This window comes from Mycobacterium sp. 050272 (assembly GCF_039023525.1).
In the GTDB taxonomy this organism is placed as follows: Bacteria; Actinomycetota; Actinomycetes; order Mycobacteriales; family Mycobacteriaceae; genus Mycobacterium.
On sequence record NZ_JBCHKV010000005.1, the window covers coordinates 210,875 to 222,792 of the forward strand.

Annotated in this window: 14 protein-coding genes; 3 read left to right on the forward strand and 11 right to left on the reverse strand. The window is 67.8% G+C overall.

Going from position 1 to position 11,918, the window contains the following annotated elements; all coding sequences use genetic code 11:
- Positions 1 to 115 precede the first annotated feature (115 nt).
- The 9 genes from era to hrcA form a co-directional block, all read right to left on the reverse strand.
- On the reverse strand, positions 116 to 1,015 hold the full coding sequence (era, locus tag AAHS21_RS13045) for a GTPase Era (RefSeq protein WP_342928080.1): 900 nt from the start codon (positions 1,013 to 1,015) through the stop codon (positions 116 to 118).
- The gene (locus tag AAHS21_RS13050; protein WP_342928081.1) at positions 1,012 to 1,332 is read right to left on the reverse strand and encodes a cytidine deaminase; all 321 of its coding nucleotides are present in this window, start codon (positions 1,330 to 1,332) and stop codon (positions 1,012 to 1,014) included. The genes era and AAHS21_RS13050 overlap by 4 nt, the downstream gene beginning before the upstream one ends.
- Positions 1,325 to 2,629, reverse strand: coding sequence for a hemolysin family protein (locus AAHS21_RS13055; protein ID WP_342928082.1), 1,305 nt, complete (start codon positions 2,627 to 2,629; stop codon positions 1,325 to 1,327). Before AAHS21_RS13055 ends, AAHS21_RS13050 begins: the two co-directional genes overlap by 8 nt.
- 5 nt (positions 2,630 to 2,634) lie before the next feature.
- Positions 2,635 to 3,825 (reverse strand): hypothetical protein, encoded by a 1,191-nt coding sequence (locus tag AAHS21_RS13060; protein WP_342928224.1) that lies wholly within the window; start codon positions 3,823 to 3,825, stop codon positions 2,635 to 2,637.
- A gap of 86 nt (positions 3,826 to 3,911) precedes the next feature.
- The gene (ybeY, locus tag AAHS21_RS13065) at positions 3,912 to 4,445 is read right to left on the reverse strand and encodes an rRNA maturation RNase YbeY (RefSeq protein WP_096289128.1); all 534 of its coding nucleotides are present in this window, start codon (positions 4,443 to 4,445) and stop codon (positions 3,912 to 3,914) included.
- 18 nt (positions 4,446 to 4,463) lie between these two features.
- Positions 4,464 to 5,522, reverse strand: coding sequence for a PhoH family protein (locus AAHS21_RS13070; RefSeq protein ID WP_342928083.1), 1,059 nt, complete (start codon positions 5,520 to 5,522; stop codon positions 4,464 to 4,466).
- A gap of 55 nt (positions 5,523 to 5,577) precedes the next feature.
- Positions 5,578 to 6,384, reverse strand: coding sequence for a 16S rRNA (uracil(1498)-N(3))-methyltransferase (locus AAHS21_RS13075; protein WP_342928084.1), 807 nt, complete (start codon positions 6,382 to 6,384; stop codon positions 5,578 to 5,580).
- A gap of 24 nt (positions 6,385 to 6,408) precedes the next feature.
- Positions 6,409 to 7,551 (reverse strand): molecular chaperone DnaJ, encoded by a 1,143-nt coding sequence (gene dnaJ, locus AAHS21_RS13080; protein WP_342928085.1) that lies wholly within the window; start codon positions 7,549 to 7,551, stop codon positions 6,409 to 6,411.
- A gap of 68 nt (positions 7,552 to 7,619) precedes the next feature.
- The gene (gene hrcA / locus AAHS21_RS13085; RefSeq protein WP_096289136.1) at positions 7,620 to 8,651 is read right to left on the reverse strand and encodes a heat-inducible transcriptional repressor HrcA; all 1,032 of its coding nucleotides are present in this window, start codon (positions 8,649 to 8,651) and stop codon (positions 7,620 to 7,622) included.
- Positions 8,652 to 8,807: 156 nt separating this feature from the next.
- Between hrcA and AAHS21_RS13090 the strand changes: the two genes are divergently transcribed.
- The 3 genes from AAHS21_RS13090 (at position 8,808) to AAHS21_RS13100 (ending at position 10,686) form a co-directional block, all read left to right on the forward strand.
- The gene (locus AAHS21_RS13090) at positions 8,808 to 9,149 is read left to right on the forward strand and encodes a type II toxin-antitoxin system VapB family antitoxin (RefSeq protein ID WP_342928086.1); all 342 of its coding nucleotides are present in this window, start codon (positions 8,808 to 8,810) and stop codon (positions 9,147 to 9,149) included.
- A gap of 83 nt (positions 9,150 to 9,232) precedes the next feature.
- Positions 9,233 to 9,829, forward strand: coding sequence for a carboxymuconolactone decarboxylase family protein (locus AAHS21_RS13095; protein ID WP_342928087.1), 597 nt, complete (start codon positions 9,233 to 9,235; stop codon positions 9,827 to 9,829).
- Positions 9,826 to 10,686, forward strand: a complete 861-nt coding sequence (locus tag AAHS21_RS13100) for a sigma-70 family RNA polymerase sigma factor (protein ID WP_342928088.1) — start codon at positions 9,826 to 9,828, stop codon at positions 10,684 to 10,686. Before AAHS21_RS13095 ends, AAHS21_RS13100 begins: the two co-directional genes overlap by 4 nt.
- Here AAHS21_RS13100 and AAHS21_RS13105 read toward each other — a convergent pair.
- Together AAHS21_RS13105 and AAHS21_RS13110 are read right to left on the reverse strand one after the other, a co-directional pair.
- The gene (locus AAHS21_RS13105) at positions 10,683 to 11,201 is read right to left on the reverse strand and encodes a hypothetical protein (protein ID WP_342928225.1); all 519 of its coding nucleotides are present in this window, start codon (positions 11,199 to 11,201) and stop codon (positions 10,683 to 10,685) included. The two genes, AAHS21_RS13100 and AAHS21_RS13105, sit on opposite strands and share 4 nt — an antisense overlap.
- 62 nt (positions 11,202 to 11,263) lie before the next feature.
- Entirely contained in the window at positions 11,264 to 11,779 is a 516-nt protein-coding gene (locus AAHS21_RS13110; RefSeq protein ID WP_342928089.1) for a hypothetical protein, read from the reverse strand.
- Positions 11,780 to 11,918: the final 139 nt, after the last annotated feature.

Genomic DNA, 11,918 nt, shown 5'->3' on the forward strand with positions numbered 1-11,918 from the left:
GAATTCGTCGGTCCGCGTCGACCGTTAGAGAAACCTTCTGGGAAAGCCCTCAAAAGATTCTTGGAACGGATCCGCCCATCACGGCGCGCCGTCTGTGATCGCGACGCCGGTTTAGCTAAAAGCCCAGTCGCCCAAGCTGTTTGGGGTCGCTTTGCCAGTTCTTGGCAACCTTGACCCGCAGGTCGAGGTACACCTTGGTGCCCAGCAGCTTCTCGATTTGCCCACGCGCCGCCGTGCCCACTTCACGCAGGCGGGCCCCGCCCTTGCCGATGATGATGCCCTTCTGGCTGTCCCGCTCGACATAGAGCAGCGCGTGCACGTCGATCAGGTCGTCGCGGTCCTCGCGCGGGTTGACCTCGTCGATCACCACCGCCAGCGAATGCGGAAGCTCGTCGCGAACCCCTTCGAGCGCGGCCTCGCGGATCAGCTCGGCCATCAGGATCTCTTCGGGCTCGTCGGTCAGCTCGCCGTCGGGGTAATACGCCGGGCCCGGGGGCAGCGCGGCGGCCAGCACATCGATCAGCACGTCGACCTGGGTGCCTGCCGCCGCCGACACCGGAACGATTTCGGCCGCACCGTCGACGAGTTCACTGACCGCGAGGAGCTGGGCGGCCACCCGGTCCTTGGGCACCTTGTCGATTTTGGTGACGATGACGACGAGGGTGGTCTTCGGAGCGACCGAACGAATCTGGTCGAGGATCCAGCGGTCGCCGGGTCCGATGGCCTCGTCGGCCGGGATGCACAATCCGATCACGTCGACTTCGGTGTAGGTGTCCCGCACCAATTCGTTGAGCCGCTTGCCCAGCAGCGTGCGCGGCCGGTGCAGGCCCGGGGTGTCGACCAGGATGATCTGAAAGTTCTCCCGGTGCACAATGCCGCGGATCGTGTGGCGGGTGGTCTGCGGGCGCTTCGAGGTGATCGCCACCTTGGTGCCGACCAGAGCGTTCGTCAGCGTCGACTTGCCGGTGTTCGGCCGGCCCACCAAACATACGAAGCCCGAACGGAATTCGCTCATAGCGGGTCGCCGGCGCCATCGGTGAGGATGATCGCCGCGGTCGGGCTGAGCTCGCGCACCGCGGCGATGCCGGCGTCGTCGGCCGACCCCGCCACCAGCACGGCGGCCTGCAGGCCCGTCGCCCCGCTGGATACGGCCGCGGCCACCGCGGCCTGCAGTCCGGTGAGCCGCAGCGCCGACAACTCCACGGGCGCAGCCGCATACGTGCGGCCGTCGACGTCGCGCACCGAGGCGGCGCTGCCGGCCTTCGCCTGGGCCATCGCCGACCGGGCCAACGCCACCAGCTTGGCGTCCTCGGAGTCGAGTTGCTCAACCATGATGCGTGCCCTCGTGCTCGTGGTCCTGCGACTCGGCCGGGCTCAGCAGCACGGTGCCGATCCGCACCCGCCCGCGATGGTCAGGCCCGCCCTCGGCGCGCAGCCGCAGGCCGTGCGAGACCACCTCGGCACCTGGCAGCGGAACCCGGCCCAACTCCAATGCCAGCAGGCCGCCCACCGTGTCGACGTCGAGATCGTCGTCGAATTCGACGTCGTAGAGTTCGCCGACGTCTTCGATCGGCAACCGCGACGACACCCGAAAATGCTTGTCGCCCAAGTCTTCTATCGGCGCTACCTCGGCCTCGTCGTATTCGTCGGCGATCTCACCGACGATCTCCTCCAGCACGTCTTCGATGCTGACCAGACCGGCGATCGCGCCGTACTCGTCGACGAGCAGCGCCATGTGGTTGCGGTCGCGCTGCATTTCGCGCAGCAGCGCATCCAGCGGCTTGGAGTCGGGCACGAAGACGGCCGGGCGCATCACCTGCGCCACCTTGATGTCGCGACCACCATCGGGAGCCAAGAACGTCTGCTCGACAAGGTCTTTCAGATAGACCACGCCGACAATGTCGTCGACGTTCTCGCCGATCACCGGAATTCGCGAATGTCCGCTGCGCACCGCCAAATTGGTCGCCTGGATAGCGAATTTGTCGCTCTCGATCCAGATCATCTCGGTGCGGGGCACCATCACCTCACGCGCCGGGGTGTCGCCGAGTTCGAACACCGACTCGATCATCCGGCGCTCGTCGGCGGCGACGACGCCGCGCTGCTGGGCCAGGTCGACGACTTCGCGCAACTCGATCTCGGACGCGAACGGCCCGTTTCGCAGGCCGCGGCCGGGGGTGAGCGCGTTACCGATGACCACCAGCAGGCGGCTGACCGGCATCAGCAGCGACGAAATCACCTGCAGCGGAATGGCCAGCACCAGTGAGATCGTGTACGCGTGCTGACGGCCGAGCGTGCGCGGGCCCACTCCGATGACGATGAAGCTAGTCAGCACCATGATGGTCGCGGCGCCGAAAACCGCCCAGCTCAGGCCGAAGTTGTCGTACAGAAAGACCACCAGCAGCACGGTCGCGGTGACTTCGCAGGTGATGCGCAACAGCACCACCAGGTTGATGTAGCGCGGCCGGTCGGCCATCACCTTCGACAACGATCGCGCGCCGGGCCGCTCGTCGCGCACCAGCTCGGCCACCCGGGCCAGCGACACCGTGCTGATAGCCCCGTCGATCGCCGCGAAGACCCCACCCAGAATTATTAACGCGAGCGCACCGAGGAGCTGAGATATCCCGGTCAACGGTGCTAATGCCTTAGCTCGGTCGCGGACTCTTTCTTGGCCTCGTCACTCTTGGCTCGACGATTGAGCAGACCGGCGATGAGCACCACCGCCAGCACCAGCAGCCCGTACCGCACTGCCCACGGCCACCAGGGTTGGGACGGCGCGGCGGGCATGGCGGGTTGGGTCTGGTCCCCGTGGACGGCCAGCGTCACCAAGAAGTCGCCGTTGTCGGTCGGCCCGAAGCCCGGCAGTGACTGGGTCTTGCTGACCCTGATCTGCACGCCGCTGGTGGGATCGGTCACCTGGCCCCAGGCCACGGTGGTGTCGTCGAGCAGGAAGCTGTCCTGGCTGCCCGCGGGTTGACTTTCGTCGCGCCCCAGCACCGCCACCTGGCCGACCTGCACGATCTGGTTGTCGGCGGGAACTTCGGCCAGGACGTTCTGGTACAGCGTCGGGGGCGCCGGCGCGGCGTACTCCGGCGGCGGCGGGCCCTGCGCGTTGGGCGGCGGCACGAAGGCCCCGCCGTAGAAGCTGCCCGCGACCAGGTAGCTTTCGCCGACCGCGGTGAACGGGACCAGGCCCGCGGCACCGGCATCCAGCACGATCCGGCCACCGGCCGGCAGGTACGCGTCCCGGGACGCGCCGTCATAGGTGTAGCGGAAAGTCATCGCCTGGCTGAGCGGGTTGTACAGGGTCGGGCGGTGATCCTCGTCGTAGTCGACGAAGTCCCAGTGCCGGGGCCGGACCAGCACCTTGTTGTCGGCCCTGATCTGCTCGATGTTTTCGCTGTGGTTGGTGATGACGTTCTGGACCTGCTGATTGAAGTCCGTCGAGGTCGGCGGTTTCGGCGGGTCGGCGGGATTCAGGCGCGCCACCGGTGCGGCCTTGGCCGCCGCGACCGCCTGCGGCGGTGCATCCAGCTTCTTCGGCGGTGCCACTACCCCGACGTTGCGCGGCGCTCCAGGGGCCGGCGGATTGATCTTCGGGGTTTGCACGGGCGTCGGCGCCGCGCGCGTGGGGCTCGGCGGCAGGGGCAACGGCGGCGGCTCCGGGATGTACACCGGGGTGCTCGTCGGTGCCGGGGCCGGCCGCGGCGCCGGGGCGTTACACACGTTCGCGGTGTGATACGCCTCGACATAGAACATGCAGTGCTGGCAGGACACGGGGTTTGCCCCCTCGCCGGCGCACGGCGACGCCGCCGCCGCGCCGGGCATGCTCACCAGCACCACCGAGGGCGCGAAGGCTATCACGGCCGAAACCGCGATCCAGAGTGCTCGCTTCGGAGCTTGTTTCAAAGGGCTCAATTGTCGAAATACCTTGACTTGTCCAGCAACCGGCGGTCTCGCTCGTCCTGCCGGTCGTAGTGGTACGCCTCGACCTGGTCGGCTACCCACTCTTCGAGAAGCCGCCCCTGCAGGGCGAACATCTCCTTCTCTTCGTCGTGCTCGGCGTGGTCGTAGCCGAGCAGGTGCAGCACGCCGTGAATCGTCAACAGCGCCAACTCTTGTCCGAGACTATGGCCCGCCGCCGCGGCCTGCTCGGCGGCGAATTCCGGGCACAGCACGATGTCGCCCAGCATCGACGGCCCCGGCTCGGGCGCGTCCGGACGGCCACCGGGCTCGAGCTCGTCCATCGGGAAACTCATCACGTCGGTTGGGCCGGGCAGGTCCATCCACCGCATGTGCAGGTCGGCCATCGCCGCGGTGTCCAGCAGCACCATCGACAGCTCGGCGCCCGGATTGACATCCATTTTGGCGATGACGAAGCGCGCGACGCTCACCAACTCCGCTTCGGAGATGTCGATGCCGGACTCGTTGGACACCTCGATCGTCATGGCCTGCTCACCGCACCATCATCGGCGATTTCGGGTTCCGGATGCCCGCCGAGCCGCCCGATTCATGCCCGAGTCGGGTTCCTCAAACCTCGCATAGGCGTCGACGATCTCCGAAACGAGCCGATGGCGCACCACATCCACGCTGGTCAGCTCGGCGATGTAGATGTCGTCGACGTCATCGAGGATGTCGACGGCCGACCGCAGCCCGGACCGGGCGCCGCCCGGCAGGTCGACCTGCGTCATGTCCCCGGTCACGACGATCTTGGACCCGAAGCCAAGCCGCGTGAGGAACATCTTCATCTGTTCGGCGGTGGTGTTCTGCGCCTCGTCCAGAACGATGAACGCGGAGTTGAGCGTCCGTCCCCGCATGTAGGCCAGCGGCGCCACCTCGATGACCCCGGCGGACATCAGCTTCGGAATCAGCTCGGGGTCCATCATGTCGTACAGCGCGTCATACAACGGTCGCAGGTACGGATCGATCTTCTCGCTCAGCGTGCCCGGCAAAAAGCCCAGACGCTCACCGGCTTCCACCGCGGGCCGGGTCAAGATGATCCGGCTGACCTGCTTCGACTGCAGCGCGTGGACTGCCTTGGCCATGGCCAGGTAGGTCTTGCCGGTACCGGCCGGGCCGACCCCGAACACGATGGTGTGGGCGTCGATGGCGTCGACATAACGCTTCTGGTTCAGCGTCTTGGGCCGGATGGTCTTGCCGCGTCGGGCCAGGATGTCGAGGGTGAGCACCTCGGCGGGTGACGCGTCGCCGGTGCCGACCAGCATCGCAACACTGTGGCGCACCACCTCCGGGGTCAGCGATTGGCCGCTGGCCACGATCGCGATCAGTTCGGAGAGGGCGCGCTCGGCCAGGGCGACGTCGGCCGGTTCACCCGAGAGGGTGACGGCGTTGCCGCGAACATGCAGGTCGGCGGCCAGGATGCGTTCGAGGGCGCGCAGGTTCTCGTCCGACGAACCCAGCAAGCCCACGACGAGATCAGGAGGGATGTCGATGCTGCTGCGAACCTGAGCGTCGGCCTGCAGGGCCCTAGCTGCGTCAGCAGCGTTGGTCTCGCGTGGCGTCACGTGGTTTCCGGTGCCTGCCTTCTCGGCTCGTCAGGGTTTGATCGGATGTCTCAGTCTACGCCGAGGGCTCCGTCTGGTCAGCTCCGAGCGGCTCCGTCGACTCGACCTCGGCGGTTTGCTCCCATCGCGCCGTGAGCACGCCGAGTGCGCCCAGTGCTACCGCGGCGGCCGTCGAAGTCCGCAACACCTGCGGGCCCAGCCGTATCGCGACGGCGCCGGCGTCGATCAGCGACGCGAGCTCATCCGGGGCGATACCTCCCTCGGGACCGACCACCACGAACAGCGAGTTCGCCCCCGCCACCGCGACGTCCGCGATCCGTTCGGTCGCCGACTCGTGCAGGACCGCGACGGCCGCGCCGGTGGCCACCTCGTCGCGGATCCGCTGGACCAGTGCCGCCGTCGACAACACCCCGTCGACCGGTGGGATGTAGGCCCGTCGCGATTGCCGGGCCGCCGACCGGGCTACCGCACGCCAGCGGCGCAACCCCTTCTCGACGCGGGCGCCCTGCCAGCTGGCCACGCAGCGGGCCGCCTGCCAGGCCAGGAACGCATCCGCGCCGGCCTCGGTGGCCAATTCGATCGCCAATTCCGAGCGCTCGGATTTGGGCAGCGCCTGCACCACCGTCACCGGCGGCGTGCCGGGGTCGACGGTCCAGCGGTCCAGCACCCGGGCCCGTAAGCCGTCGCGCCCGGATTGTTCGACCACGCAGCGGGCCAGGCTTCCGGCGCCGTCGCCGAGCACCAATTCCTCCCCGGACCGGATCCGGCGCACCGTCGCCGCGTGGAATCCCTCGTCACCGTCGACGACGGCCACCCCACCGGCGTCGGGCAGTGCTTCGACGTAGAACAGCGTCGCCACCATCTGCGGGGACCCCTCAGATCGTGGCTAGCGCCCGGTGAAGGTCTCGCGCAGCCGGCTGAACAGCCCACCGCCGGCGTGCGTCGAGCGGACCTCGGGCACGTCGCGGCTGCGGCGGTTCTTCAACTCGCGCAACAGTTCGCTGTCGTGGCCGTCGAGCCGGGTGGGAACCACCACCTCGACGTGGACGTGCAGATCACCCCGGGTCGCCGAGCGCAGCTGCGGCATCCCGTGGCCGCGCAGCGTGATGACCGAACCCGGTTGTGTGCCAGGCGGAATGGTGATCTCGCTGGTGCCATCGAGGATCGCGTTGACGCTGAGGGTGGCGCCGAGGGCAGCGTCGACCATCGGCACCGAAACCGTGCAGTGCAGGTCGTCGCCGTCACGGACGAAGATGTCGTGGGTCTGCTCGTGCACCTCGACGTAGAGGTCGCCGGCCGGCCCTCCCCCGGGCCCGACCTCGCCCTGGGCGGCGAGCCTGACCCGCATGCCGTCACCGACGCCGGCGGGAATCTTGACGCTGATCTCGCGACGGGCCCGCACCCGGCCGTCGCCCATGCACTGATGGCACGGGTCGGGGATGACCACGCCGACGCCGCGACAGGTGGGACACGGTCGCGCCGTCACCATCTGGCCCAGCAGCGAGCGCTGCACCGATTGCACCTCGCCGCGGCCGCCGCAGGTGTCACAGGGGATCGGCGCGGAGTCGCCGTTGGTGCCCTTGCCCTGGCAGCGGTCGCACAGCACCGCGGTGTCGACGGTGACCTGTTTGGTCACGCCAGTCGCGCACTCCTCGAGGTCGAGCCGCATCCGCAGCAGCGAGTCCGAGCCGGGCCGAACCCGGCCGATCGGACCGCGCGACGTCCCGCCCCCGCTGAAGCCGCCGCCGAAGAACGCCTCGAACACGTCACCCAGGCCGCCGAACCCGCCGAAGCCGCCGCCGGCGGCGGCGTTCTCCAGCGGATCGCCGCCGAGGTCGACGATCCGGCGTTTCTCGGGATCGCTCAGTACTTCGTAGGCGGCACTGATCTCCTTGAACTTGGCCTGCGCAGCCTCGTCAGGGTTGACGTCCGGATGCAGTTCGCGCGCCAGCTTTCGGTATGCGCGTTTGATCTCCGCGTCGCCGGCGTTTTTGCTCACGCCCAGCAGCCCGTAATAGTCGCGTGCCACGCCTGACCTTTCTGGGCCTTTTTAAGGCCGACTTACCACGTCTGTCCACAAAACCTGATGGTGCGCGATCATCGAGCACCCAGGACTTCGCCAATATAAAGAGCAACCGCGGCCACGCTGGCGATAGTTCCCGGATAGTCCATTCGGGTGGGCCCCAGCACACCCATCCCGCCGTACACGGTGTCCATGGTGCCGTACGCGGTCGACACCATCGAAGTGCCCGCCATCTGCTCGACCGCGGTCTCGTGGCCGATGCGCACCGTCACCTTGCCTGCCTCCTGCTGAGCTGCCAGCAACCGCAGCACCACCACCTGCTCCTCGAGTGCCTCCAGGATGGAGCGCAACGACCCGCCGAAGTCCGCGGAGTTGCGGGTCAGGTTCGCGGTGCCGCCCATCAACAGGCGCTCTTCGGTGTGCTCCACCAGCGACTCCAGCAACACCGTCGCCGACCGGCCGATCGCGTCGCCCAGCCCGCCGGCGCCGCCCAGCTGCTGTGCCAGGTCTGCCACCGCGACCGAGGCCGCGGAGAGCTTCTTGCCTTCCAGCGCCTGGCCCAGGATCTCGCGCAGCTGCGAGAGCTGATGGTCGTCGATGACGTCGCCGAGCTCGACGATGCGCTGATCCACCCGCCCGGACTCGGTGATGACCACCATCAACAGCCGGGCCGGCGTCAACGCGATCACCTCCAGATGCCGAACCGTCGACGTCGACAACGTCGGATACTGCACCACGGCCACCTGACGGGTCAGCTGAGCCAACAGCCGCACCGCCCGGCGCAATACGTCGTCGAGGTCGACGCCGGATTCCAGGAAGCTCTGGATCGCCTTCCGCTCCGCCGACGACAACGGCTTGACGTCATCGATCCGGTCGACGAACTCGCGATAGCCCTTCTCGGTGGGCACCCGCCCGGAGCTGGTGTGCGGCTGGGTGATGTAGCCCTCGGCCTCCAGCACCGCCATGTCGTTGCGGATGGTAGCGCTGGACACGCCGAGATTGTGGCGCTCCACGAGCGACTTCGACCCGATGGGCTCCTTGGTCGCGACGAAGTCGGCGACGATGGCGCGCAGTACCTCGAAGCGACGCTCGTCAGCACTGCCCATCGGTTGCTACCTCCTTGATCGCGTCCATTTTACGGTCTCATACGACGCGCTGACCTCGCTGCGCGAGCGTCAGCCGCGCACGTCCGACAACTTTGCGGCTAGCCTGTTCAGCAGGTATCCGCAGGGCCTCGACGACGCATCGGAGAAGATCAACCAATGATTTTCAAGGGCGTACGAGAAGGCAAGCCCTACCCGGAACACGGGCTCTCTTACCGGGACTGGTCCCAGATACCCCCGCAGCAGATCCGGCTCGACGAATTGGTCACCACGACGACGGTCCTGGCGCTGGACCGGCTGCTCTCCGAAGACTCCACCTTTTACGGCGATCTTTTCCCGCATGCGGTGCGGTGGAAAGGCATCATCTACCTCGAGGACGGCCTGCATCGCGCGGTCCAAGCCGCGCTGCGGAATCGCACCGTGTTCCATGCCCGGGTATACGACATGGATGTGCCGCTGAGCCAGCAGACCCAGGGACCGGGTTCGACGTTCGGGCACTAGCCCGGTCACATTCGGGCGTCGCCGGGTGTCGACCTAGTGAGGCCCAAATCGGGTCCGCACTAGGACTATTCGGGAGGTTCGCCATGTCCCGGCTGCAGGGAGTCTCCGACCGCGACGCCGGTCTGGGCGCCAAGATCGCCTTCTTCTTCACCAAGCGCCAGCTCGGGCGAATGGCCGGACTGGAAACGGCCGGCATGCTCGAGCCGCTGCGGATGTATGCCCACGTCCCCGCATTGCTCAGCGCCATCGGGAAGCTGGAAATGGCCGAATCGAAGCTGGACATCCTGCGCCCGCGCCACCGCGCACTGGCCGAGCTGAAGGCGGCGACGACGGTGCGCTGCGAGTACTGCATCGACCTCGGCTCGCAGATCGCCCGCCAGTGGGGCATCACCGACGAAGAACTGCTGGGCATGGCCGATTACCGCGACGCCGCGTGCTTCGACGACGTCGACAAGCTGATCCTGCAGTACGCCACGGCGATGAGCCGGACCCCCGTCGAGGTGACCGACGAGCTGTTCGACGCGCTGCGCGCCCACTTCGACACCCCGCAGCTGGTCGCCCTGACCCACGTCATCAACCTGGGCAATCTGCGTGCCCGGTTCAATGTCGCGCTCGGCATCGGCTCGTCCGGCTTCTCCGGCAACCGGGTGTGCGCCCTGCCCGAATCCGGTCGCGCGTGACGGCTGCACTGACGGCACGTTTCGAGGCGGTCCGGCCGCAGCTCGGCGCCATCGCCTACCGGATGCTGGGTTCGATCGACGATGCGCAGGACGCCGTGCAGGAAGCCTGGCTACGGCTGAACGGCAGCTCCGCCGAGGACATCGTCAACCTGGATGCGTGGCTGACCACCGTGGTGGCCCGCATCTGCTTGAACACCTTGCGCGACCGCCACGGTCGGCATCGCGAGGAACTCTTCGCGCAGCTGCCCGATCCGATCGTGGACACCCAGGGCGAGTTCGACCCCGAACATCGCGCGATGCTGGCCGACGCGGTGGGGCTGGCGTTGTTCGTCGTGCTGGACACCCTGGCGCCGGCGGAGCGGCTGGCGTTCGTGCTGCACGACGTCTTCACCGTCCCGTTCGAGCAGATAGCACCCATTGTCGAGCGCACCCCGGAAGCGACCCGCAAGCTGGCGAGCCGCGCACGCCGTCGAATCCGGGACGCGGACCCGCTGCCCGACGTCGGCATCACCGCGCAGCGCGAAGCGGTCGACGCCTTCTTCGCGGCCGGGCGCTCGGGTGACTTCGACCGGCTGGTGTCGGTGCTGCATCCCGACGTCGTGCTGCGGGGTGACTTCGGTTCCGGCGCAGGGCTTTTCCGCGCCGAGGGAGCGTCGTCGGTGGCCCAGCTGGCCCGCGGCTACGCTTCCGCCGAGCGCGAGGTCCGTGCGGCAACCATCAACGGTGCGGCCGGCGCGGTCGTGTTCGTGACCGGCCGGCCCACCGCGATCATGGCTTTCGTGGTCCGCGACGGCCTGGTCGCCGCCATCGACGTCCTGGCCGACCCGGAGCGCGTCGCGAAAGCGATGCGCGACTAGTTGACGGCGGTCGCAGCCTGCAACAACGCCAGTGCGGCGTCGTGTTGTAGCACCCAGTTGCCACCCTGTTGGACGAACACCAGTTGCTTGTTGACCGGCCCGGCGAACTTCGGGCCCGCGATGGCCACCTGCGCGGCGGCCGTATTGGGCCCGGCCGGGACGATGTTCGTCACGGTGAACGTCTCCGGGAAGTTGCCGTTGCGGTAGGCCTTACGCAGGTCGTGGTCGGCAACGTGGCCCTCATCGGGATTGATGCCGTTCTCGACCAGGCCGACCTTCACGGAGTAGCCCACGCCAGGATCGGTGGCCTGGATGCACAGGTTGGTCAACTGCTCGGCCGTCGGCAGCTGCTGGCCCGGCACCACCGGCGCAGGCGCGGGAGGAGGCGGGGGTTCCTGGGGCAGTGGTGCCAACGGCGCACCCACCGCGGCCAGCCGCACCTCAGTCATGGGCGCTGCCACAGCAGCGATGCCGACGGCGGCGCCGCCGATGACGGCCAGCGCCGCCGCGCTCATAGCTACGGATTTCACATTTCCCCCTTTAAAGGCCCGGTCCAGACCAACCTGACGGATGCTACTCACTGCCCGGCGGCTTGCAGCAGCTCCATCGCCGACGAGCGCGACAACATCCAGCTGCCCTGGTTGACGAACGTGACGTTCTGCATCACCGGGTTCGTCAGCTTGGGGCCCGAAACCGCCACATCCGCCGTGACCGATCCCGGGGCGGCCGGCGCAATGTTGGTGATGGTGAACGACAACGGCAGGTCGCCGTTCTTGGCCGCCTTCTGCAGCTTCTTGTCCGCGATGTGGGCCACGGTGCCGCTGACGCCGCCTTCGACCAGGTTGCCCTTGTTCGAGAACGACACACTCGGGTCGGCGAGGGTGTTGAGCAGCCCGGTCAGCTGGTCGGCGGTCGGAACGTCGACGGCGGGAGCCGGCACCGACGGTGGGTCCTGCGGCAGCGGGGCACCGAAGGCGGCCAGCTGCACCGCGCTCACCGCCGGAATGGAGGCGCCCGAGGTGACGCCGGTGGCCGCGGCGCCGACGGCGCCCAGGGCTGCCACGCCCGTGAGAATGGCTTTCAGAGATTTCATGGTTCCCCCTTCGACGTGCAACGACGTGACGGAATGTCACCCCACACCCCCACCTGGTGTAGATGGTGTGGTTGTGCACCTTGTGACAGATGCTACGCGGGATCACACGGACTAATCTGTGCGCAACCTGTGTAGCAGC